The sequence below is a fragment of the Sphingopyxis soli genome (assembly GCF_018682675.1).
Lineage (GTDB): Bacteria > Pseudomonadota > Alphaproteobacteria > Sphingomonadales > Sphingomonadaceae > Sphingopyxis > Sphingopyxis soli.
Window position 1 is genome coordinate 1 of record NZ_JAFMTR010000096.1, and the last position, 20,811, is coordinate 20,811.

Consider the following 20,811-nt stretch of genomic DNA (forward strand, 5'->3'; position numbering starts at 1 on the left):
GACGACCCGGAAAACACGGCAAAACAAGAATCTGGAGTGCCGGTTTTGATTCAATCAAAACCGGACGCACTCCAGCCTATGCCTCTCCGGGCGCCGAAGGCACTCGGAGGATCGCTTCAGCCGAACCGATAGCGGTGCAGGCCGCGCCCCTCGCGGCGCAGCCACGCGCGCGCCGCGCCGACGTCGCCATCGTGCAGCCTGTCGACGAGCGCATGGAAATCGGCGCCATGATCCATGTGCCGGAGGTGCGCGACCTCGTGCGCGACGGTCGCGCGGCGGACATGGTCGGGGGCGAGAATCAGCCGCCAGCTGTAGCGCAGGTCGCCGTCGTGGGTGCAGCTGCCCCAGCGGCTGCGCGGATCGCCGATCCCGATCCGGCCGACGCGGAGCCCCGCGTGCGCCGCAATCTCGCGGCTTTCCGCCGCCATCAGGTCGAGCGCCTGGGCCTTCAGCCAGCGTTCGAGGCGGCGGCCGACGGTCTCCGCCGGGCCGCCGAGGCTGAGCCGCCCCTCCGCCATCCGCACCGCGCGCGGCGCGCCGGCGATCCAGTCGATACGGTGGTCGGCACCGCGATACGGAATCGCCGTCCCCGGCACGACCAGCACCGGCGCGACCGACTTGCCGACCTGTTCGCTCAGCCACTCCTGCTGTTCATTCGCCCATTTGAGCGCGCGCACGGCGCTCGCGCGGCGCGGCAGCGTCAACCGCAACTCGCCGCGCGCGCCGTCGAAGATCAGCTTGTACCGGCGCGACCGGGCGTGGTGCACGAGCCGCACCGGCCACAAGGTCTCGCCAACGCGGATGTGCGGGCCGTCGCCCGCGGGGTCAGACCACGCGCTTGACAAGGTGATTCTCCAGCGGTCCCGCCACATCCTCGCCCACCGTCCAGCCGACGATCGATTCGCCCGACCGGTGCACCGCGTCGCGATCGCCGCAGACGAGATAGTGCCATTCAGGCAGCGGTTCGCCTTCGGCGCGCAGCCGATAGGCGCAGGTCTGCGGCAGCCATATCAGGTCGTCGACCTTGGCGCGGGTCAGCGTCAGACAGTCGGGGACGTGGCGGCGGCGATGCTTGTAATCGCCGCAGCGCGCGGTTGTCAGGTCGAGCAGGCGGCACGCGACATTGGTCGGATAGATGCGGCCGCTATCCTCATCCTCGAGCTTGTGGAGGCAGCATTTGCCGCAGCCGTCGCACAGCGCCTCCCACTGCCCGGCGTCGAGGCTGGCGAGCGGCGCTTCCCAGAAGGGCTGCGCCCCGCGGGCCACTACTTGACCCACTTCGCCAGATCGGCCGCCACCTTGTCGGGGGCGCCCTCGTCGGGCTCGGTCGAGGGGTCGTCGAGCGGCAGCAGCGCAAGCGGCTTGCCGGCCGGATCCATCAGGAAAGCGAGCTGGCTGTGCGCCATCAGATACCGGTCGGGCGCCGAACCCGGCACCTTGTTGTAGGTGACGACGAACGCCTTCGCGACCGCCGCGATCTGTTCGGGCGTGCCGGTGAGCCCGAGCAGGCGCGGATGATAGCGGCTGACGAAGGGTTTGAGCGCGGCGGGCGTGTCGCGTTCGGGATCGACGGTGATGAAGATCGGGGCCACTTTCGCGCCGCGCGCCGGATCGCTCTTCTCGAACGCCGCCAGCCCGCGCATCAGCTTCTGCAGGTCGACCGGGCAGATGTCGGGGCAATAGCTGTAGCCGAAATAGACGAGGCGATACCGGCCCGCAAAGTCGGTGTCGGACACGGTCTTGCCGTTCTGGTCGGTGAGCGTGAAGGGGCCGCCGATCTTGGCCCCGGCAAGCGGCGGGGTCGCCTCGGGCGTGCCGCCGGGGGCGTTGCAAGCGGCGAGCGCGCTCGCGGCAAACAGCAGCAGGCTTGAACGGGCGAGCTTTTGCCCCATAATTGCGATATTCATCATGCGGCCAGCCTTGATCGGCTACGCCGCGAAAATCAACCTTTGTCGTCCGACCGACTCAAGCTGCCAGGGGTCTCCTCCATCATGTTCCGACGCGCGGAATTCCGCCTTGCCTCCCTCCTTCTGATCGCGGGCGCGCTCGTCGCGAGCCCGGCGGTCGCGCAATTCCGCGGCGGCTACGCCTTTCTGTCGGCGGTCGACAACCGTGACGGGACCAAGGCGACCGACGCGCTGAAGGACGACCCGTCGCTGGTCAACACGCGCAACCCCGACACCGGAGAGACCGCACTGGCGATCGTGACCAAGCGCCGCGACATCAACTGGCTCCGTTTTCTGCTCGCGAAAAGCGCCGATCCCGCGATCGCCGACCGGCAGGGGGTCACGCCGCTGATGCACAGCGCGCTGCTCAACTTCACCGAGGGCGCCGAGGAACTGCTCCTCAGCCGCGCGCCGGTCGACCAGACCAACCGGCGCGGCGAAACCGCGCTGATCCTGGCGGTGCAGGCCAAGAATGTCGCGATGGTCAGGCTGCTCGTCAAAAATGGCGCGAGCCCCGACAAGGCCGACCATATCGCCGGCATGTCGGCGCGCGACTATGCCAAGCGCGACGATCGCACCGGCCAGCTGCTGTCGATCCTCGATGCCAAGCCCGACGCGCCGGGGCGCCAGTTGGGGCCGACCTTCGGCCCGAGCAACTAGCACGATGGCTTCGCCGAAACACTGAATGTGATATCCGGATTGACAATCACATTGTGATGTGAGACATCGCCGTGATGTCCACACAGCTCATCGACCGCATCCGCGCCATCGTCGACGACGGGACCATGTCCCGCTCGGGACTGGCGCGCGCCGCGGGCCTTCACGCCAACAGCCTTCGCGATCTCGATTCGGAAAGCTGGAACCCCACCGCCGACACGCTGCGCAAGCTGGAGAACTGGCTCGCGACCGGCAGCGACATCTCCCCGATGGCGACGCCGGAGGAGATCATCGCCGAGGCGCGCAACGGCCGCATGTTCATCCTCGTCGACGACGAGGATCGCGAAAATGAGGGCGACCTGGTCATTCCCGCGCAGATGGCGACCCCCGACGCGATCAATTTCATGGCGACGCACGGGCGCGGGCTGATCTGCCTGACGCTGACGCGCAGCCGCGTCGAGACGCTCGGGCTCGAACTGATGAGCCGCAACAACGGCACCCGCCATGAAACCGCCTTCACCACCTCGATCGAGGCGCGCGAGGGCGTGACCACGGGCATTTCGGCCGCCGACCGCGCGCGCACCGTCTCGGTCGCGATCGATGCGTCGAAGGGCCGCGACGACATCGTCACCCCCGGCCATGTCTTTCCGCTGATCGCGCGCGACGGCGGCGTGCTCGTCCGCGCCGGCCATACCGAGGCGTCGGTCGACATCGCGCGCCTTGCGGGGCTCAACCCGTCGGGCGTGATCTGCGAAATCATGAACGACGACGGCACGATGGCGCGGCTCGACGACCTGATCCCCTTCGCCCGTCGCCACGGGCTGAAGATCGGAACGATCGCCGACCTGATCGCCTATCGCAGCCGCACCGACCGGCTGGTCGAATGCGTCGCCGACGAGCCGTTCGAATCGGATTATGGCGGCGAATGGCGGCTCAAATCCTATCGCAACAAGATCGACGGCAGCGTCAATCTGGTGCTCCAGAAGGGGCCGGTCGATCCCGAGGGCGTCACGCTGGTCCGGATGCATGCGGTGTCGATCTTCGACGACATAATGGGCCGCCCGGGTCCGAAAAAGCGCCGTCTGCAGCGCTCGATGGATGCGATCGGCGAGGCTGGCGCGGGCGTCATCGTGATGCTGATGCGTCCGCTTCCCGGCTCGGCCGATGCCGAACCGGCAACGCCGGGCGCCGGGATGGACCTGCGCACCTATGGGATCGGCGCGCAGATCCTCGCCGACCTTGGCGTTCATGCGATGGAACTGCTCACCCCCACCCACAGCAATATCGTCGGCCTCGAAGGCTATGGCCTGTCGGTCGTCGGCGAACGCCCCATTCCCGGAGAAGCCTGATGGCCCACGTCCTGATCGTCGAAGCCCGCTTCTACAGCCACCTCAACGACATGCTGATCGACGGCGTGAAGAGCGCGCTCGAGGCCGAGGGGCACAGCCACGAGGTGGTGACCGTGCCCGGCGCGCTCGAAGTTCCCGCCGCGATTTCGCTCGCCGCCGACAGCGGGCGCTACGACGCCTATGTCGCGCTCGGCGTCGTGATCCGCGGCGAAACCTATCATTTCGAGGTGGTCTCGAACGAGAGCGCGCGCGGCATCATGGCGCTGACGCTCGACGGCCTGGCCATCGGCAACGGCATCCTCACCGTCGAGAATGAGGAACAGGCGCTTGCGCGCGCCGACAAGACGCGCAAGGATAAGGGCGGCGAGGCGGCGAAGGCCGCGCTCGCGATGCTGGCCCTGAAGGAACAATTCGGCATTGGCTGATCGACCACCCCCCGGCCGTTACTCCGTCGTCGAGCGCGGCGGGCGGCTGGTGGTCATCGACCGGGAGACCGGACAGACCCCGCTCAGCGCCGCCGAGCGCATGGACCTGCACGACCGCAGCCTCGGCATGGAGCCGATCCGGCCTGTCAAAGCGAGCGCGGTTCCCGACATGTCGGCTGCGGCGCGCGCCGAATCGGGGCTGAGCGCGCGGCCCGCACCCGCCCAGCACGCCACGCCGGCCGCGACCGACAGCAAGGCGCGCGTCGCCGCCGCCATCGCCGAACGCGGCAAGCGGCCTTGGAATCAGCAGCCGAGCGATCGGCCCGCCCTGCAATCGAACGCAAAGCCTGCGCGAATCGCCGACCGGCCCGCGCCGCAAGCAGGCGGCCGCAAGACGATCGTGACCGGCAAATGGTGGGACGCGAAGGGCCCGCGCACCATCGAACTCGGGCCCCAGGGTCAGCGCGAACTGACCGGCGGGTTCATGACCTTGTTCTTCGTCGCCGTTGCCGCATCGATCGTCGCGCTGTTCATCCAGCCGGTGATCTTCTTCGCCGCCGCCTTCCTGGTCTTTCGCTTCGGCGGCCAGATTCTCGGCCCGATCGGCGCCGGGATCATCGACAAGGCGCTCGCCCAAAAAGGATAGGGCCGGAACGATCGCCCGCCCGGCCCTTCGCTCGCCTTCGCTTACCCTACGCCGTGACCAGCGCCGGATAGTCGGTGTATCCCTCGGGGCCCGGCGAATACCAGGTTTGCGGGTTGTCGGCAGCCCATTCGGCGCCGGTGCGGATGCGCTCGACAAGGTCGGGGTTGCCGATGAAGGGCCGCCCGAAGGCGATCGCGTCGGCGGCGCCGCCGGCAAGCGCGGCCTCTGCCTTCGCGACGTCATAGTCGCTGTTGAGGATCAGCGGCCCCTTGAACGCCTCGCGAATCGCGGGGGACTGTTTCGGCACGTCGGTACGGCCGAACGTGCCGTCCGGGCCGGGCTCGCGCAGTTCGAGGAAGGCGATGCCGAGCGCATCGAGCGCCGCCGCCGCCGCCGGGAACAGCTTTTCGGGCGCGCTGTCGTCGACGCCCTGCGTTTCGCCGTTCGGCGACAGGCGCACGCCGACGCGATCCTTGCCCCAGACGGCGATCAGCGCCTCGGTGACTTCACGCAGCAGGCGGATGCGGTTTTCGACCGGCCCGCCATAGTCATCGTCGCGCAGGTTCGACCCGTCGCGCAGGAACTGGTCGATCAGATAGCCGTTGGCGCCGTGCAGCTGCACACCGTCGAAACCGGCCTTCTTCGCATTCTCGGCGGCCTTCGCATAATCGGCGATCACACGCGGAATCTCGTCGAGGCGCAGCGGGCGCGCTTCCTCGAGGTCGAGGCGGCCGACCGGCGTATGCGCGCGGCCGACCCCCTTGGTCGCCGAGGCCGACACCGGCTGCTTGCCGTCGTTGAACACCGAATGGACGAGGCGGCCCATGTGCCAAAGCTGCGCGACGATGCGCCCGCCCGCGGCGTGGACGGCGTCGGTCACCGGCTTCCAGCCCTCGACCTGCGCCTCGGTCCACAGGCCGGGCGCGTTCGGCCAGCCAAGGCCTTCCTGCGAGATGCCGGTGGCTTCGGAGATGATCAGCCCCGCCGCGGAGCGCTGGCGATAATATTCGCGCGCGAGTTCGTTGGGCACGAAACCCGGGCCGGCGCGGCCGCGCGTCAGCGGCGCCATGATGATGCGGTTCGGCGCCTCGATGGCGCCCAGTTTGATCGGATCGAACAGCGATACGGCCATGGTTCCTCCACGTCTCACTTTATTCGCGACGGCCCCATCGGTCGTCGCTATGGCCCGCGAAGCTATGGACGCCGCGGCGCCGGCACAATGGTGGGTAGCAAAAGAAAATCTAAATGACAGCCAAGATCGAACGCCCCGACGAAGGGACCGGAAAGCCCGCGGCACCGACGCGGTGGGCGTTTCTCGCGCTGCTCGGCGGCAATATCGCGCTGTCGATCGGCGCGATGCTCGTGCGGCTGGCCGACACCGGCCCGACCGCTTCGGCCTTCTGGCGGATGACGCTGGCGCTGCCCTTCCTGCTCGCGCTCGCATGGCGCGAGAGCGGCGGGCGGCTGCCGCCGCGCCCCGCGGTCGGCATTGCCGCCGCGGCGGGCGTCTTCTTCGCGCTCGACCTCGCCGCCTGGCACCTCGGCATCCTGCAGACCAAGGTCGCCAATGCGACGCTGTTCGGCAACTCGGCCAGCCTGCTGCTCGTGATCTGGACGATCGTCGTGACGCGCGCGTGGCCGCGCGGGCCGCAAGCGCTCGCGATCCTGTTCGCCTTCGCGGGATCGGCCCTGCTGATGGGCCGGAGCTACGAGCTTTCGCCCGCCTATCTCGTCGGCGACCTGCTCAGCCTGCTCGCGGGGGTTCTCTACACCGGCTATGTCATCCTGATGCAGCGCGTGCGCGGGACGGTCGCGCCCTGGACCGCGCTGTCGATCGCCTCGTTCGTGTGCGTGCCGATCCTGCTCGGCACCGCGCTCGCGCTCGGCGAGCGCGTGATGCCGCATAACTGGACCCCGCTGATCCTGCTCGCGCTGACCAGCCAGATCGTCGGGCAGGGGCTGATGACCTGGTCGCTCCCGCGCTTCTCGCCGCTCGTCATCGGGCTGACGCTGCTCGTCCAACCCGCGATCGCGGCATTTGCGGGATGGATCGTCTTCGACGAACGGCTCGGGACGGTCGATATCTTCGGCGGGATGCTGGTCGGCGCGGCGCTCGTCTTGATCCGGTTGCCGAGCCGCGCCGCGCGGCCTATCTGATGCGCATGGCCACCACCCTTCCCGCCGACCCGACGCTCGACGAGATTCGCGCCGCGCTCGCGCCGCTGATCGCGGACAATGCGGCGTTCGACGGCTTCGGCAACGAAGCGCTCGCCGATGCGGCGACGCGCCTCGGTGTCGATATCGACGTCGCGAAGCTCGCCTTTCCCGGCGGCGCGCGCGACATGGTCGACGCCTGGTTCGCCGATATCGACGCGCGCATGGCCGAACGCTGGCCGGCCGGGAAGCTCGCCACGCTGAAAATCCGCGAGCGGATCACAACGCTCGTCGAGACGCGCATCGCCCTGCTCGCGCCCCGCCGCGAATCGCTGCGCCGCGCGCTCGCGCTGCTGGCGCTTCCGACCAACGCCCCGCACGCGGCAAAGCTCGGCTGGCGCGCCGCCGACCTGATGTGGAAGCTTGCCGGCGACACCGCGACCGATTTCAACCACTACAGCAAGCGCACGATCCTCGGCGCCGTCTATGGATCGACGATGGCGGTGTTCCTGAACGACGAGAGCGAGGATTTCGCCGAAACGCGCGCTTTCCTTGCACGCCGGATCGATCAGGTGATGCGGTTCGAAAGCTGGAAGCACCGCCGCGCCGCGCGCGCCATCGAACGCCCCAGCCTCGCGCGCTTCGTCGGGCGGCTGCGCTATCCGGGGCGCTGATCTGGCGGGCGCAAGGGGGCTGGCGCAAAGGGGACTGGCAATCGCCAGCCGATATTGATAATCGCTCGCAAATGACAGCCTTGCTCGATAGGGCGCCCTTGGGCGTCGCGGTGCGCGTCACGCGCATCGACTGGAATGCGATATCGGTCGACGAAGGCCGGCGCCTGCGCGAATTCGGGCTGATGGAGGGCTGCGAGATCGTGCCGCTCCATCGCGGCAGCCTCTTTTCGCGCGACCCGCTGGCGCTGACCATCGGCCGGATGAAGATCATCATCCGGTCGCGGCAGGCCGCGGCGATCGAGGTCGAGCCGGCGGCGGCATGACGGGTCCGATTCCTTCCGTCGCCCTGGTCGGCAATCCCAATGCCGGCAAGTCGAGCCTGTTCAACGCGCTGACCGGCGCGCGGCAGAAGATCGCCAATTACCCCGGGGTCACCGTCGAGCGGAAGGCGGGCCATGCGAGCTTCGCCGACGGCCGCCCGATTGCGCTGATCGACTTGCCCGGCACCTACAGCCTGACCCCCGCGAGCCTCGACGAGGCGGTGACGCGCGACGTCGTGCTCGGCAAACAGGCGGGCGAGAAGCGCCCCGACGCGCTGATCGTCGTCGTCGACGCCGCGAACCTCGACAATCATCTCTGCTTCGCGCTCGAACTGCTGGCGCTCGGCCTGCCGACGGTGATCGCGCTCAACATGCTCGATCTTGCCGAGCGCGACGGGCTGACCCTCGATCCCCAGCGGCTGGCGCGCGAACTCGGCGTGCCCGTCGTCCCGACGGTGGCGGTGCGCAAGCGCGGGCTCGCCGAACTGCTCGAGGCGGTCGACGAGGCGATCCGCACGCACCAGCCGCGCGACGTCGTTGCCGCGCCCCGCAGCGACGCGTCGCTCCACCAGCGCGCCCGCGCGCTCGCCCGCGCCGCCACGCTCAGCGAGACGCCGGTCCGGCGCTGGACGCAGCGCGTCGATTCGGTCGTGCTCCACCCCATCGGCGGGTTCGCCCTTCTGCTCGCGCTGATGTTCGTGATGTTCCAGTCGGTCTATGCCGCCGCCGAGGCGCCTGCCGATGTCCTCGAGAGCGGGATCGGCGTGCTGCAGGGCTGGGTGATCGACACGTTGCCCGACACTTTCCTGCGCGGGCTGATCGTCGAGGGGGTACTCGCCGGGGTCGGCGCGGTGATCGTCTTCCTGCCGCAGATCCTGATCCTGTTCCTCTTCATCCTGCTGCTCGAGGCGTCGGGCTATATGGCGCGCGCGGCGTTCCTGATGGACGGGCTGATGGGCAAGGTCGGCCTGTCGGGGCGCGGCTTCATCCCGCTCCTGTCCAGCTTCGCCTGCGCGGTCCCCGGGATCATGGCGACGCGCGCCATCCCCGACGAAAAGGACCGGCTGACGACGATCCTGATCGCCCCGCTGATGACCTGTTCGGCCCGGATGCCCGTCTATGCGCTGGTCATCGGCGCCTTCATTCCGGCGCGAAACGTCGGCGGGACCCCGATCGGCCTCCAGGGCCTCGTCCTTTTCGGCCTGTTTTTGAGCGGGATCGTCGGCGCGCTGCTCGTCGCCTATGTCCTCCGCCGGTCGGTGACCAGGGGGAATGCCGCGGGCTTCATGATGGAGATGCCGCGCTACCAATGGCCGCGCGCGCGCGACATCGCGATCGCGCTGTGGCAGCGCGCCTGGATATTTCTGCGCCGCGCGGGCACGATCATCGCGATGACGACCGTCGTCCTCTGGCTGCTGCTGAGCTTTCCGAAGGCGCCAGTGGGGCAAAGCCAGGTCGAATATAGCGTCGCCGGCCGCATCGCGAGCGGCCTCGAAGTGATCGTCAAACCGATCGGTTTCAACCACGACATCGCGCTCGCGCTGATCCCCGCGATGGCGGCGCGCGAGGTCGCGGTGTCGGCGATGGCGACCGCCAATGCGATCGACGCCAGCGGCGACGAGGAGGCGATGGCCGAAACGCTCGGCGAACGATTGCAGGGCAAATGGAGCCTCGCGACCGCGCTCGCCTTCCTCGCCTGGTTCGTCTTCGCGCCGCAGTGCATTTCGACGATCGCGATCACCCGCCGCGAGACCAATGGTTGGAAATGGCCTCTCTTCATGGTTGGCTATTTGTTCCTGCTCGCCTATGCCGCTGCTGGAATCACTTACTGGACAGCCGTCGCCTTTGGCCTAGGCTGATCCTCCCACATCGAAGCGGAGCGGAGCGGCGGATGGCTGGCAGCGTCAACAAGGTAATTCTTATCGGCAACCTCGGCGCCGATCCCGAAATCAAGTCGTTCCAGAACGGCGGCAAGATCGCCAATATCCGCATCGCGACCAGCGAACAGTGGAAGGACCGGATGACCGGCGAGCGCAAGGAGCGCACCGAATGGCATAATGTCGTCGTCAACGGCGACGGGCTGGTCGGGGTGGTCGAACGCTACCTCAAGAAGGGCTCGAAAGTTTATATCGAAGGCTCGCTGCGCACCCGCAAATGGCAGGACCGCGACGGCAACGACCGCTACACGACCGAGGTGGTGATCGCGGGGATGGGCGGCACGCTGACCATGCTCGACGGCGCGCCCGGCGGCGGTGGTTCGCGCGGCGGCGACAGCTGGAACCAGGGCGGTGGCGGTTCCTCGGGCGGCTGGGACCAGGGCGGCGGTTCGTCGGGCGGAAGCGCGGGCGGCGGCTGGAACCAGGGTGGCGGCGGCTCGGGCGGCGGGCGTCCGCCCTTCGACGACGATCTGGACGACGACGTTCCGTTCTGACGGTCTGGCCGTTCCGGGGACTTTGACCCATGGCGACTGACCTGCTGACCGCCGCGGACGTCGCGCGCGGGGTGTGCCGTCTGTTCGCGCAGCAGGGGCTGGTCGCGATTCCCGAGGTCCCCTTGCCCAACGGGCGGCGCACCGACCTGACCGCGATCGACGCCAAGGGGCAAATCACGATCGTCGAGATCAAGGTCAGCCGCGCCGACCTGCACGGCGACGGCAAATGGCCCGACTATTGCGACTGGTGCGACCGCTTCTATTGGGCGCTCGCCGCCGGGCTCGACCCTGCGATCCTCGAAACCGAGGGCTATCGCCCCGAAAGCTCGGGACTGATCGTCGCCGACCGTTATGGCGCGGCGGTGATCCGCGAGGCCGCGACGCAGGCACTGGCGCCGGCGCGGCGCAAGGCCGAACTGCTCCGCATCGGAAGGCTGGCGATGCGCCGTTCGATGATTGCCGCAGACCCCGAGCTGGCGGCGGGGTGGATCGAGAGCTGAGCCTCTTCCAAAATCGTCGTCATTGCGAGGAGCCGAAGGCGACGCGGCAATCCAGAGTGTGCATAAAATCGCTCTGGATTGCTTCGCTTCGCTCGCAATGACGAGTAGGAATTAAGCCCCGCGCGCCTGCATCCGCGCGAGGTAGCGTGCGAGGATATCGATCTCCAGATTGACCGGACGCCCCGCAACCGCCTCGTTCAGCGTCGTCATCTCCTGCGTATGCGGGATGATGTTGAGCGTGAAATGCGTGGCACCGCCCGGCTGGTCGGTGACCTCGTTGACCGTCAGCGACACGCCATCGAGGGTGATCGAACCCTTGGGCGCAATGTGCGGCGCAAGCTCGGCGGGCGCCTCGACCGTCACCTTGACGCTGTCACCGACGGGCTCGACCGCGACGATGCGCCCGACGGCGTCGACATGGCCGGTGACGATATGCCCGCCCAGTTCGTCGCCGATCTTGAGCGCACGTTCGAGGTTCAGGCGGCGCCCCGCGTCCCACATGCCCGGGGCCGTGCGCGCCAGCGTTTCGGCGCTGGCGTCGATCGCGAACCAGCCGCCGGGGCCGTTCCCACCCTCGTCGACGCCCTTGTCGACCACCGTCAGGCACGCGCCCGAGCAGGCGATCGACGCCCCGAGGTCGATGCCATCGACGTCGTAGCGCGTACCGATGACGAGGCGGGTGTCGCCGCGGTCCTCGCGGCTGCGGATGGTGCCGATGTCGGTAATGATGCCGGTAAACATAAACGCCCTCAAATGATCCTGATGCGCTCGTAGACGTCGAGCCGGTCGCTGCCAAGCAGGCGGGTGTCGGCGAGCCGCCAGCGGCCGTGCGCGTCGGCGAGGTCGGCAAGGCCGATGTCGCCCAGCGCGGGCTTGCCGCCCCCGATCAGGATCGGCGCGCGGTAGAGCAGGAGCCGGTCGACGCGGTCGGCGGCGAGAAAAGCCGACGCCGCCCCCGCGCCGCCCTCGACGAGCAGCGAATCGACGCCCTCCACCGCTGCGGGCGAGGCGACGGCGGTCCAGCCCACGGGCGCCGAGCCCGATGTCAGCACCAGCCGTTTCGGGCTGCGATCCTCAAGACCCGGCAAGCGGACGTCGAGCGTCGGCGCATCGGCCGCGAGCGTGCCGCGTCCGACGAGGATCGCCTGATGCCCCGCGCGCTCGAGATGGCCGTGGGCGCGCGCGCGCTCTCCCGTGATCCAGCGGCTCGACCCGTCGGCCATCGCGATGCAGCCGTCGAGCGAGGTCGCGAGCTTGAGCGTCACGAACGGCCGCCATTCGCCCTGCCGCGTCCACCAGGGCGCCATCGCGGTCCGCGCGTCTGCTTCGAGCAGGCCGGTTTCGACCTCGATTCCTGCCGCGCCCAGGCGAGCGATCCCGGCACCGTCGGTGCGCGGGTCGGGATCCCGCGTCGCGATCACCACGCGCGCGATCCCCGCCGCGACGAGCAGGTCGGTGCAGCACGGCCCGCGCGGACTGGCGTGCGCGCAGGGTTCGAGGCTGACATAGGCGGTCGCGCCGCGCGCCGCATCGCCTGCAGCGGCCAGCGCCACCGCTTCGGCGTGCGGGCGCCCGCCGGGCCGGGTCCAGCCGCGCGCGACGACGCGCCCGTCCTTGACGATCATGCATCCGACATTGGGATTGGGCGCCGACGCCGACCGGCCGCGCCGCGCCAGCGCGATGGTCGCCGCCATCCAGTCGGCGTCGGACGGCGGCCGCTGCATCAGGGCCGTGTTGCGTCGGCCGGACCGCGCGCCGCGCGTTCGGCAAGCGTCGAGCGCTGCGGCGGCGCGGGCTTCTTCTTTTTCGCCGCCGCCGCGACCTCCTCGCCCAGCGTCTCGCGCGTCACCCTGTCGGCCTCGCTCGAATCATAGTCGATTCCCAGGCTGTCGGCGAAACGCTGATATTCGGCGCGCTTCTCCGCATTGCGGAGCGTCGTCTCCTTGGCACGCTTCACCCAGTCGGCACGGATGTCCGCCTCGCTGCGCGTCGCTTGCCAATTATCGAAATAGACGATCGACGGCTTCGGCTTTTCATAAGGCACGAGATATTTGGAAAAGCCCCAGATCACGACGATCGGCAGCACGATCGCGACGCCCCAGCTCGCCCAGCGATGCGGGCGCGGCTCGCGGATATAAGCCCAGAAATCGGCGATCCCGCCGCCGACATCCCAATTGTTGAACATTCCCATGACGCCAATTTAGGGGATGTTGCGGCGATTGGCGAGAGGCGCGTCGATTGCGCGATTTGATCGATGGCAACGTTCTCGATTGCAAAAAATGCAATAACGGATGCTGTTTTCGCAGTTGCAGCATTCATTGTGCAGTGCAATAACACACTTGCCTTTTAGGCATCCTCTCCCAAAACTTTCACGGGCCACCTTCGGGTGGCCCTTTTTTTTTGGCCGTTTGCGGCGGAAAACCCGACTTTTTTGATCGAGAAATACGATCCGGATCGAATCAGCCCGGCCGCGAATCAGTCCTGAACCGGCGTTCGCGATTCGAATCGCCGCACCTCGGCAATGAAACTGCCCGGTAGCGGCGTGGGCTGTCCGCTGTCCGAATCGATATGCGCATAACTGATTTCGATGTCGGTCAGCCGCTCTTCGCCGCGGAAAATCCCGCAATGGAGCGTAAAGTTCGTGCGTCCGAAGGCGCTGATCCGCGCCGCGATCGTGATCAGTTCGTCGAGTCGGGCCGGCGCATGATAGTCGATTTCGCAATGCGTTTCGCGAATGTCTGTACCATATTGGTGAAAATACGGGCCAGGCTGCCCCTCGCCAAGGGCGCGAAAATATTCGGTCACCCCGATATCGGCATAGACCAGATAATTGCCGTTGAAGACGATATTCTGGCCGTCGATCTCGTTGAAGCGCACGCGCACGCGCTCCTGCACGCGAAAATCGGCGAGCGGCACGGCGCTGCGGTGCTCGGTCATGCGGAGGCTCAGGCGGCGAGCGCGGCGGGCGTGCGGTCGAGCGGCGCACAGGCGGCCTCGAGCCAGACGCGCTCCTCGCCCGCCATGCCCGCGCCGAGCTTCTCCAGCACCTCGGCATGATAGGCGTCGAGCCAGTCGGCCTCGGCGTCGGACAACAGCGCGACATCGACGAGGTTCTGCGCGATCGGGGCGAAGGTGATCGTTTCGAACCCCAGCATCTCCTCCTCGGCGCCCGCGATGCTCTGCGGGGTGACGACGACAAGATTCTCGATGCGGATGCCGAAATGGCCCGCCTTGTAATAGCCGGGCTCGTTCGAGAGGATCATGCCCGCGTGGAGCGGCTCCTCGGTCCCCGCCTGTCCGCCCGCGGGCTTGGCGATCCGCTGCGGCCCCTCATGGACCGCCAGATAGGCGCCGACGCCGTGGCCGGTGCCATGGGCATAGTCGACCCCGTCGGCCCAAAGATATTGGCGCGCGAGAATGTCGAGCTGGCTGCCGCGCGTCCCCTTGGGGAAACGCGCGGTCGCAAGCGCGATATGGCCCTTCAGCACCTGGGTGAAGCGGCGGCGCATTTCGGCGGTCGGGGTGCCGATCGCGATCGTGCGCGTGATGTCGGTCGTGCCATCGGCATATTGCCCGCCCGAATCGACGAGGTAGAGCGTGCCGGTTTCGATCGCGCGATTGGTCGTCTCGTCGACCTTGTAGTGCGGCAGCGCGCCGTTCGGCCCGGCGGCCGAGATGGTGTCGAACGACAGATCTTTCAGCGCTCCGTTCGCGTCGCGGAATTCGCGGAGCTTCGCCGCCGCGCCGAGCTCGTCGAGATTCCCTTCGGGCGCGACTTCTTCCATCCATTTGAGGAAGCGCGACACCGCGACGCCGTCGCGGACGTGCGCGGCGCGGGTGCCGTTGAGTTCGGTGTCGTTCTTGATCGCCTTGGGCAGCACCGCCGGGTCGCGGTGGCGCTCGATCTTCGCGCCCGCCGCTTCGAGCGCGGTGAAGATCGCCGCGACCGCGCGGTCGGGATCGACCGCGACCGCCTTGCCCGCCAGATCGGCGAGCCCGGCCTCGAACGCGTCGCGGTCGTGGAGCCGCACGCTGTTGCCGAGATGCGCGCGCACGGCGTCGGTGATCTTTTCGGGCGCGATGAACAGGTCGGCGGTCGCATCGGCATGGAGCAGCGCGAAGGCGAGCCCGACCGGCGTGTGGCTGACGTCCTGCCCGCGGATATTGAAGGTCCAGGCGATCGAATCGAGCGCGGTCATCACCGTCGTGTCGAGACCCTTCGCCTTCAGCCAGTCGGCGATGATCTCCCGCTTTTGGGTCGCGGTCTGCCCGGCGAGCGCGGCGTCGTGGACGGTCACGACGGCGTCGCTCGGGGCGGGCTGGTCGTCCCACGCGGCGTCAATCGGGTTCGGCGTCACCGCGACAAGGCTCGCGCCCTTCGCGGCCAGCGCCTTTTCCAGATTCCGCGCCCAGTCGATGCTGTGGAGCCAGGGGTCGTAGCCGATCGTCTGCCCCGCGCCGACATTGGCGCCGAGCCATTCGGCGACGCTCGACTGCGGCACGCCGACATAGTCGAACAGCGAACCATCGACCTGATCGCGCACCTGCACCGTATAGCGCCCGTCGACAAACACCGCGGCCTTCGCAGGCAGCACCGCGGCGGTTCCGGCCGAGCCGCCGAAGCCCGTCAGCCACGCCATGCGCTGCGCATAGGCGCCGACATATTCGCTCATATGCTCGTCGCTGATCGGCACGACGAAGCCATCGAGGCCGCGCGCGGCGAGTTCGGCGCGGACGCGGGCGAGGCGTTCTGCGTAAATAGTCCCGGGGACGGGGGTGGACATGGCGACTTCCTTGTTCCTACATCACAGGCGATCCTGCCCGATCGGGGCGACGCTGCGGGAGTTTTCTATGCGCGCTATTTGGATGTTTCTGGCCGCAATTACCACCCCGCTTGTCGCAGCCCCGAGCGCCTTCGCCGAAGAGAAAGAGACCCAATTGACCAACACCCCGACCGCTCCGGTCGCCGACAGGCGGCCGCACGAGACGACCCTGCATGGCACGACGCTGTCCGACCCCTATTACTGGCTCCGCGACCAGAGCTATCCGGTGATCGATGACGCCGACATCCTGGATTATGTGAAGGCCGAGAATGCCTATTTCGACGCGAAGATGAAACCGCACGAAAAGCTGGTCGAGACGCTGTTCCAGGAGATGAAGGGCCGCATCAAGGAAGCCGATTCGAGCGTGCCGCAGAAGGACGGCGACTGGCTCTACTGGGTCGAATTTGAAGAGGGTGCGGAATACAAGAAATGGTATCGCAAGCCAGCGTCAGGCTCGGGCGAGGCGCAGCTGATCCTCGACGAGGTGGCGATGGCCGACGGCAAGGAATATTTCCGCCTCGCCGAACTGTCGATCAGCCCCGACGGCAAGCTGATGGCCTATTCGTTCGACGACAATGGCTCCGAGCGGTTCGAGGCGCGCATCCGCAACCTCGAGACGGGCGAACTGCTGCCCGACGTCATTCCCGGCACCTTGTCGTCGCTCGTCTGGACCTCGGGCAACGACGCGATCCTCTATGGCCTCGCGAACGAGAATTGGCGCACCGACAACGTCCGGCTGCACAAGCTCGGCACCCCCGTCGCCGACGACAAATTGCTCTACAAGGAGCCCGACATCGGCTTCGGGGTCGGGATCGGCAAGACCGCGGCGGACAATTATATCGTGATCGCGACGGGCGATAACGAGACGAGCGAGGTCTATCTGCTCCCCGCCGACAATCCGGAGGCGCCGATGCAACTGGTGTCGGCACGCCAGAAGGGCCGCGAGTACAGCGTCGACGAACGCGAGGGCACGCTCTACATCCACACCAACGACGAGCATCCGAATTTCCGCATCGCCACGGCGAGCGTGAAGGATCCGGGCAAATGGACGACGTTGATCCCGGGATCGGATCACAGCTACATCACCGGCCTGTCGGTATTTCGCGAATATTTCGTGATCGAGGCGCGCGAGGACGGGCTCGATCAGGTGGATGTCCGCACCTATGACGCGCCGCTGACCCCCGGCCGGATCAAATTCCCCGAGGCCACTTACGTTGCGGGGCTGGGCGACAATCCCGAATATCATCAGGACAAGCTGCGGCTCGACTATGAATCGATGGTCACCCCCGACACCGTCTATGATTATGATATTGCGACCGGAAAGCTCGAAACGCTGAAGGTGCAGGAGATTCCTTCGGGTTACGATGCAACGCAATATGTAACCGAACGGGTTAACCTGCCGAGCCGCGACGGCAAGACGATGATCCCCGCCTCGCTCGTCTACAGGAAGGGCACCAAGCTCGACGGCAGCGCGCCGATGCACCTCTATGCCTATGGGTCTTACGGCTACCGCGTCCCGCCGGGCTTTTCGACGACGCGGCTCAGCCTTGTCGATCGCGGGATGATCTATGCGATCGCGCATGTCCGCGGCGGCGACGACATGGGCCGCGCCTGGTATCTCGCGGGCAAGACGACCGAGCGCAAGAACACGTTCAACGACTTTATCGACGTCGCCAGGGGGCTGATCGCGAAAAACTACACCAGCGCCGGCAGGATTTCTATCGAGGGCCGCTCGGCGGGCGGGCAGGTCATGGGCGTCGTCTATAACGAGGCGCCCGAGCTGTGGGGCGCGGTGCTCGCGGGCGTGCCCTTCGTCGACGTCATCAACACGATGGTCGACGACACGCTGCCGCTGACCCCCGGCGAATGGCCCGAATGGGGCAATCCGATCACCGACAAGGCCGCGTTCGACTATATGCTGAGCTACAGCCCCTACGACAATGTCGCGGCGAAGGCCTATCCGCCGATGCTGGTGTCGGCGGGCCTCAACGACCCGCGCGTGACCTATTGGGAGCCCGCAAAATGGGTCGCGAAGCTCCGCGCCACCCGCACCAATGACGCGACCTTGCTGCTGCGCACCAACATGGGCGCGGGCCATGGCGGCAAATCGGGCCGCTGGGGCGCGCTCCGCGAGGACGCCGAGGAGTTTGCGTTCGTGCTGACGCAACTGGGCGTGGAGAAATAGTTCTAATGTTTCGCACGAAGACACAAAGACACGAAGAGGTCTTGTTTGCCGCGAAGCGGCCTTCTTGCTTCATCGTCACAGCTGACGCCGCACCGCGGGAGAAAATCGGCCTTCGGCCAAAGCAAACCTCTTCGTGTCTTCGTGTCTTCGTGTCTTCGTGCGAATAACATAATCCGGCGCCGCAGCAGTCAGCCGAGATACCGTCGCAAAACCAACTCGGCTTCCAATTCTGCTGCATCGACGAACCGATGCCCCGCAATGCCGACCGATTCGGCGCCCGCGATGTTCGCGGCCACATCGTCGATGAACAGCGCGCCCGCGGGGTCGATGCCGAATCGCTCGATGGCGAGGCGATAGATCGCGGGATCGGGCTTCACCAGCTTCTCGATGCCCGAGACGACGATGTCGCGGAAGCGGTCGAAGATGGGCTGGGTCGGGCGGAAGCCTTCCCAGAATTCATGCCCGAAATTGGTGATCGCGAACAGCGGCACACCCGCGTCGTCCAGCCGCTCGACCAGTTCGAGGGTGCCGGGCATCGGGCCCGGGATCGTCTCGTTGAAGCGCGCCGCATAGGCATCGATCAGCGCAGCATATCCCGGAAACGCGGCTTTGAGCTCGGGCAACATCTCGGCGAGCGGGCGGCCGGCGTCGTGCTGGAAATGCCATTGCGGGGTCACGACATGGGTCACGAACCATTCCAGCTCCGCCGGATCGGCGATCAGCTTGGCGAAAAGATAACGCAGGTCCCAGTCGAAGAGGACGCGGCCGACGTCGAAGATCACGGATCGGCGAATCATGGCTGCTCCGGACACGCGAAAGCGCCGCCGGAAGCATCCGACGGCGTTACGCTGGCTTGGCTGTGCGCGCGGGACATATGTCCCGACAGGGTGATTAGCCCTGGCGCGCCTTGAAGCGGCGGTTGGTCTTGTTGATCACATAGGTGCGGCCACGGCGACGGATAACGCGGTTATCCCGGTGGCGGTCCTTCAGCGACTTCAGGCTGTTGCGAATCTTCATGATCTCTGTCCGTAAATCTTGGCGTGTTGACGCGAAGCGGCGCAACTATGGGGAAGGGCGGAAAAAGTCAACCGCCTGCCGCCCCTTTTTCGTCATCCCGGACTTGATCCGGGATCCATATAGCACCGAGTCGTGGACCCCGGATCAAGTCCGGGGTGACGAGGAGAGAATTATCCCGCCAGCGCCTTTTGCCGTCGCCGCTGCACCGACGAGCCATAACCCATCGCCTCGCGATATTTGACCACGGTCCGCCGCGCGATGTCGTGCCCTTCGGCCGACAATTTCTGCGCGATCGTCTCGTCGGAGAGGATCGCCTTGGGATCCTCACCCTCGATCATCGCCTTGATCCGGCTCTTCACCGCCTCGGCCGACACCGCGCCGTCGCCCTCGACCGCCGAAATCCCCGAGGAAAAGAAATATTTAAGTTCGAACAGCCCGCGCGCGCAGCTCAGATATTTGTTGCTCGTCACCCGGCTGACGGTCGATTCGTGCATGCCGATCTCCTCGGCGACCTGGCGCAGGGTCAGCGGGCGCATATGCGCGACGCCGTGGAGGAAGAACCCCTCCTGTTGCTTCACGATCGCGCTCGCGACCTTGACGATCGTGCGCTGGCGCTGGTCGAGCGCGCGGACGAGCCAGTTGGCGCCTGCAAGCTGTTCGGAGAGCCACGCCTTGCTCTTCGCCGCCGCGCCCTGCGCCAGCTCGGCATAATAGCGGCGGTTGACGAGCAGCCGCGGCAGGGTGCCGCTGTTGACCTCGACCGCCCAGCCCTTGGCCGTCTGGCGCACATACAGGTCGGGCACCACCGCCTGTGCGCCCTCGCCGCCGAATTTCAGGCCGGGCTTTGGATCGTAACCGCGCAGCTCGCGAATCATGTCGGCGAGATCCTCGTCATCGACGCCGCAGATGCGCTTCAATTGCGGGAAGGCGCCTTTGGCGACGAGGTCGAGGTGCGCGATCATGGTGGCCATCGCGGGATCGTAACGGTCGGCCTCGCGCGCCTGGATCGCGATGCACTCGGCCAGATCGCGCGCGCCGACGCCCGACGGATCGAACAGCTGGATGCCCGCCAGCACCTCCTCGATCAGCGCCAGCGGTACGCCGAGCTGCGCGGCAAGTTCGGAGAGGTCGGCGCGCAGGTAGCCCGCCTCGTCGATCAGCGCGACAAGCTGCCCCGCGACGATCGCCTCGATTCCGTCGAACCGCTCGCCGACCTGCGCCATCAGATGATCGTGGAGCGTGCCGTCATGCTCGGCGAAGCTGTCGAAATCGATATCCTCGCCGGCGCCCGACAGCCCGACCGAATCGCTCGCGCTGTCGTGATGAAACCGCTCCTCGTTGAAATCGACGTCGAGATCGTCGGCGGTGCCCGCGTCGGAGGACAGGGCCCGATCGGTGTCGGTCTCGCCCGATACGGCGGCGACAGGGGCTTCCTCGCCGGGGTCGTCGCCGCCGGGGTCGTCGCGGTCGCCCGATGCCGCATCGAGCAGCGGATTGCCCTCGAGCGCCTCGGCCAGATAGGCTTCGAGTTCGAGGTTCGACAGCGCAAGCAGCTTGATCGCCTGCTGCAGCTGCGGCGTCATCACCAGCGATTGCGACTGGCGTAAATCGAGGCGCGGACCCAACGCCATCGGCGACTATTGCATCAGAATATCCGTGTGTCCCCGCGCAGGCGGGGACCCAT

General features: G+C 67.1%; 23 protein-coding genes. 11 read left to right on the forward strand and 12 right to left on the reverse strand.

Features of this window, described 5'->3' with window-relative positions; all coding sequences use genetic code 11:
- Positions 1–116: 116 nt before the first annotated feature.
- From J1N50_RS14470 to J1N50_RS14480, 3 genes are read right to left on the reverse strand one after another with little or no spacing between them, the layout of a single operon-like run.
- Positions 117–845 carry a M48 family metallopeptidase gene (locus J1N50_RS14470; RefSeq protein ID WP_246553557.1) on the reverse strand — a complete coding sequence of 243 codons (729 nt, stop codon included), beginning with the start codon at positions 843–845 and terminating at the stop codon, positions 117–119.
- Entirely contained in the window at positions 826–1,266 is a 441-nt protein-coding gene (locus tag J1N50_RS14475) for a YcgN family cysteine cluster protein (RefSeq protein ID WP_215354877.1), read from the reverse strand. Before J1N50_RS14475 ends, J1N50_RS14470 begins: the two co-directional genes overlap by 20 nt.
- Entirely contained in the window at positions 1,266–1,910 is a 645-nt protein-coding gene (locus J1N50_RS14480) for an SCO family protein (protein ID WP_215354880.1), read from the reverse strand. Before J1N50_RS14480 ends, J1N50_RS14475 begins: the two co-directional genes overlap by 1 nt.
- 81 nt (positions 1,911–1,991) lie before the next feature.
- Here J1N50_RS14480 and J1N50_RS14485 point away from each other — a divergent pair, with 81 nt between their 5' ends.
- From J1N50_RS14485 to J1N50_RS14500, 4 genes are all read left to right on the forward strand, one after another.
- On the forward strand, positions 1,992–2,606 hold the full coding sequence (locus J1N50_RS14485) for an ankyrin repeat domain-containing protein (RefSeq protein WP_215354883.1): 615 nt from the start codon (positions 1,992–1,994) through the stop codon (positions 2,604–2,606).
- Positions 2,607–2,680: 74 nt separating this feature from the next.
- Positions 2,681–3,952 (forward strand): 3,4-dihydroxy-2-butanone-4-phosphate synthase, encoded by a 1,272-nt coding sequence (gene ribB / locus J1N50_RS14490; RefSeq protein ID WP_215354886.1) that lies wholly within the window; start codon positions 2,681–2,683, stop codon positions 3,950–3,952.
- Positions 3,952–4,377 (forward strand): 6,7-dimethyl-8-ribityllumazine synthase, encoded by a 426-nt coding sequence (gene ribH, locus J1N50_RS14495; protein ID WP_215354887.1) that lies wholly within the window; start codon positions 3,952–3,954, stop codon positions 4,375–4,377. Before ribB ends, ribH begins: the two co-directional genes overlap by 1 nt.
- On the forward strand, positions 4,370–5,023 hold the full coding sequence (locus tag J1N50_RS14500; protein ID WP_215354890.1) for a hypothetical protein: 654 nt from the start codon (positions 4,370–4,372) through the stop codon (positions 5,021–5,023). Before ribH ends, J1N50_RS14500 begins: the two co-directional genes overlap by 8 nt.
- Before the next feature lie 46 nt (positions 5,024–5,069).
- On the opposite strand, the gene J1N50_RS14505 is transcribed toward J1N50_RS14500, so the two are convergent.
- Positions 5,070–6,155, reverse strand: coding sequence for an alkene reductase (locus tag J1N50_RS14505; protein ID WP_215354893.1), 1,086 nt, complete (start codon positions 6,153–6,155; stop codon positions 5,070–5,072).
- 113 nt (positions 6,156–6,268) lie between these two features.
- On the opposite strand from J1N50_RS14505, the gene J1N50_RS14510 reads away from it, so the two are divergent.
- From J1N50_RS14510 to J1N50_RS14535, 6 genes are all read left to right on the forward strand, one after another.
- On the forward strand, positions 6,269–7,180 hold the full coding sequence (locus J1N50_RS14510; RefSeq protein WP_215354896.1) for a DMT family transporter: 912 nt from the start codon (positions 6,269–6,271) through the stop codon (positions 7,178–7,180).
- Entirely contained in the window at positions 7,180–7,851 is a 672-nt protein-coding gene (locus tag J1N50_RS14515; RefSeq protein WP_215354899.1) for a COQ9 family protein, read from the forward strand. The genes J1N50_RS14510 and J1N50_RS14515 overlap by 1 nt, the downstream gene beginning before the upstream one ends.
- Positions 7,852–7,922: 71 nt before the next feature.
- Complete coding sequence (locus J1N50_RS14520; RefSeq protein WP_215354902.1) at positions 7,923–8,174, forward strand: FeoA family protein; 252 nt, start codon at positions 7,923–7,925, stop codon at positions 8,172–8,174.
- Positions 8,171–10,030 (forward strand): ferrous iron transporter B, encoded by a 1,860-nt coding sequence (gene feoB, locus J1N50_RS14525; protein ID WP_215354904.1) that lies wholly within the window; start codon positions 8,171–8,173, stop codon positions 10,028–10,030. The genes J1N50_RS14520 and feoB overlap by 4 nt, the downstream gene beginning before the upstream one ends.
- 32 nt (positions 10,031–10,062) lie before the next feature.
- The gene (ssb, locus tag J1N50_RS14530) at positions 10,063–10,602 is read left to right on the forward strand and encodes a single-stranded DNA-binding protein (RefSeq protein ID WP_215354906.1); all 540 of its coding nucleotides are present in this window, start codon (positions 10,063–10,065) and stop codon (positions 10,600–10,602) included.
- Positions 10,603–10,631: 29 nt separating this feature from the next.
- The gene (locus tag J1N50_RS14535) at positions 10,632–11,102 is read left to right on the forward strand and encodes an MmcB family DNA repair protein (RefSeq protein WP_215354908.1); all 471 of its coding nucleotides are present in this window, start codon (positions 10,632–10,634) and stop codon (positions 11,100–11,102) included.
- Between the two features lie 111 nt (positions 11,103–11,213).
- Here the strand turns inward: J1N50_RS14535 and J1N50_RS14540 are convergent, their stop codons facing one another.
- The 5 genes from J1N50_RS14540 to J1N50_RS14560 all read right to left on the reverse strand — a co-directional run bounded on the left by J1N50_RS14540 (position 11,214) and on the right by J1N50_RS14560 (position 15,886).
- Positions 11,214–11,843: a riboflavin synthase gene (locus J1N50_RS14540; protein ID WP_215354910.1), complete on the reverse strand. Its 630-nt coding sequence runs from the start codon at positions 11,841–11,843 to the stop codon at positions 11,214–11,216.
- A gap of 8 nt (positions 11,844–11,851) precedes the next feature.
- Positions 11,852–12,796 carry a bifunctional diaminohydroxyphosphoribosylaminopyrimidine deaminase/5-amino-6-(5-phosphoribosylamino)uracil reductase RibD gene (ribD, locus tag J1N50_RS14545; protein WP_215354940.1) on the reverse strand — a complete coding sequence of 315 codons (945 nt, stop codon included), beginning with the start codon at positions 12,794–12,796 and terminating at the stop codon, positions 11,852–11,854.
- 29 nt (positions 12,797–12,825) lie between these two features.
- Positions 12,826–13,293 (reverse strand): hypothetical protein, encoded by a 468-nt coding sequence (locus J1N50_RS14550; protein WP_215354912.1) that lies wholly within the window; start codon positions 13,291–13,293, stop codon positions 12,826–12,828.
- Positions 13,294–13,577: 284 nt separating this feature from the next.
- Entirely contained in the window at positions 13,578–14,039 is a 462-nt protein-coding gene (locus J1N50_RS14555) for an acyl-CoA thioesterase (RefSeq protein ID WP_215354914.1), read from the reverse strand.
- Between the two features lie 8 nt (positions 14,040–14,047).
- The gene (locus tag J1N50_RS14560) at positions 14,048–15,886 is read right to left on the reverse strand and encodes an aminopeptidase P family protein (protein WP_215354916.1); all 1,839 of its coding nucleotides are present in this window, start codon (positions 15,884–15,886) and stop codon (positions 14,048–14,050) included.
- Between the two features lie 67 nt (positions 15,887–15,953).
- Between J1N50_RS14560 and J1N50_RS14565 the strand changes: the two genes are divergently transcribed.
- The gene (locus J1N50_RS14565; RefSeq protein WP_246553559.1) at positions 15,954–18,110 is read left to right on the forward strand and encodes a S9 family peptidase; all 2,157 of its coding nucleotides are present in this window, start codon (positions 15,954–15,956) and stop codon (positions 18,108–18,110) included.
- Between the two features lie 188 nt (positions 18,111–18,298).
- Here the strand turns inward: J1N50_RS14565 and J1N50_RS14570 are convergent, their stop codons facing one another.
- The 3 genes from J1N50_RS14570 to rpoN form a co-directional block, all read right to left on the reverse strand.
- The gene (locus J1N50_RS14570) at positions 18,299–18,907 is read right to left on the reverse strand and encodes an HAD family hydrolase (protein ID WP_215354918.1); all 609 of its coding nucleotides are present in this window, start codon (positions 18,905–18,907) and stop codon (positions 18,299–18,301) included.
- 94 nt (positions 18,908–19,001) lie between these two features.
- The gene (ykgO, locus tag J1N50_RS14575; RefSeq protein ID WP_003046794.1) at positions 19,002–19,127 is read right to left on the reverse strand and encodes a type B 50S ribosomal protein L36; all 126 of its coding nucleotides are present in this window, start codon (positions 19,125–19,127) and stop codon (positions 19,002–19,004) included.
- A gap of 170 nt (positions 19,128–19,297) precedes the next feature.
- Positions 19,298–20,758, reverse strand: a complete 1,461-nt coding sequence (gene rpoN, locus J1N50_RS14580; RefSeq protein WP_215354920.1) for an RNA polymerase factor sigma-54 — start codon at positions 20,756–20,758, stop codon at positions 19,298–19,300.
- Positions 20,759–20,811: the final 53 nt, after the last annotated feature.

Excerpts from the sequence above, each read along its gene's own strand:
- ribH (WP_215354887.1), top strand. The coding sequence starts at position 3,952 with ATGGCCCACGTCCTGATCGTCGAAGCCCGCTTCTACAGCCACCTCAAC.
- J1N50_RS14485 (WP_215354883.1), top strand. The coding sequence starts at position 1,992 with ATGTTCCGACGCGCGGAATTCCGCCTTGCCTCCCTCCTTCTGATCGCG.
- rpoN (WP_215354920.1), bottom strand. The coding sequence starts at position 20,758 with ATGGCGTTGGGTCCGCGCCTCGATTTACGCCAGTCGCAATCGCTGGTG.
- J1N50_RS14535 (WP_215354908.1), top strand. The coding sequence starts at position 10,632 with ATGGCGACTGACCTGCTGACCGCCGCGGACGTCGCGCGCGGGGTGTGC.
- J1N50_RS14540 (WP_215354910.1), bottom strand. The coding sequence starts at position 11,843 with ATGTTTACCGGCATCATTACCGACATCGGCACCATCCGCAGCCGCGAG.
- J1N50_RS14480 (WP_215354880.1), bottom strand. The coding sequence starts at position 1,910 with ATGATGAATATCGCAATTATGGGGCAAAAGCTCGCCCGTTCAAGCCTG.
- J1N50_RS14510 (WP_215354896.1), top strand. The coding sequence starts at position 6,269 with ATGACAGCCAAGATCGAACGCCCCGACGAAGGGACCGGAAAGCCCGCG.
- ykgO (WP_003046794.1), bottom strand. The coding sequence starts at position 19,127 with ATGAAGATTCGCAACAGCCTGAAGTCGCTGAAGGACCGCCACCGGGAT.
- J1N50_RS14565 (WP_246553559.1), top strand. The coding sequence starts at position 15,954 with ATGCGCGCTATTTGGATGTTTCTGGCCGCAATTACCACCCCGCTTGTC.
- ribB (WP_215354886.1), top strand. The coding sequence starts at position 2,681 with ATGTCCACACAGCTCATCGACCGCATCCGCGCCATCGTCGACGACGGG.
- J1N50_RS14520 (WP_215354902.1), top strand. The coding sequence starts at position 7,923 with ATGACAGCCTTGCTCGATAGGGCGCCCTTGGGCGTCGCGGTGCGCGTC.
- ssb (WP_215354906.1), top strand. The coding sequence starts at position 10,063 with ATGGCTGGCAGCGTCAACAAGGTAATTCTTATCGGCAACCTCGGCGCC.
- J1N50_RS14570 (WP_215354918.1), bottom strand. The coding sequence starts at position 18,907 with ATGATTCGCCGATCCGTGATCTTCGACGTCGGCCGCGTCCTCTTCGAC.
- J1N50_RS14555 (WP_215354914.1), bottom strand. The coding sequence starts at position 14,039 with ATGACCGAGCACCGCAGCGCCGTGCCGCTCGCCGATTTTCGCGTGCAG.
- ribD (WP_215354940.1), bottom strand. The coding sequence starts at position 12,796 with ATGGCGGCGACCATCGCGCTGGCGCGGCGCGGCCGGTCGGCGTCGGCG.
- J1N50_RS14515 (WP_215354899.1), top strand. The coding sequence starts at position 7,180 with ATGCGCATGGCCACCACCCTTCCCGCCGACCCGACGCTCGACGAGATT.
- J1N50_RS14560 (WP_215354916.1), bottom strand. The coding sequence starts at position 15,886 with ATGTCCACCCCCGTCCCCGGGACTATTTACGCAGAACGCCTCGCCCGC.
- J1N50_RS14550 (WP_215354912.1), bottom strand. The coding sequence starts at position 13,293 with ATGGGAATGTTCAACAATTGGGATGTCGGCGGCGGGATCGCCGATTTC.
- feoB (WP_215354904.1), top strand. The coding sequence starts at position 8,171 with ATGACGGGTCCGATTCCTTCCGTCGCCCTGGTCGGCAATCCCAATGCC.
- J1N50_RS14505 (WP_215354893.1), bottom strand. The coding sequence starts at position 6,155 with ATGGCCGTATCGCTGTTCGATCCGATCAAACTGGGCGCCATCGAGGCG.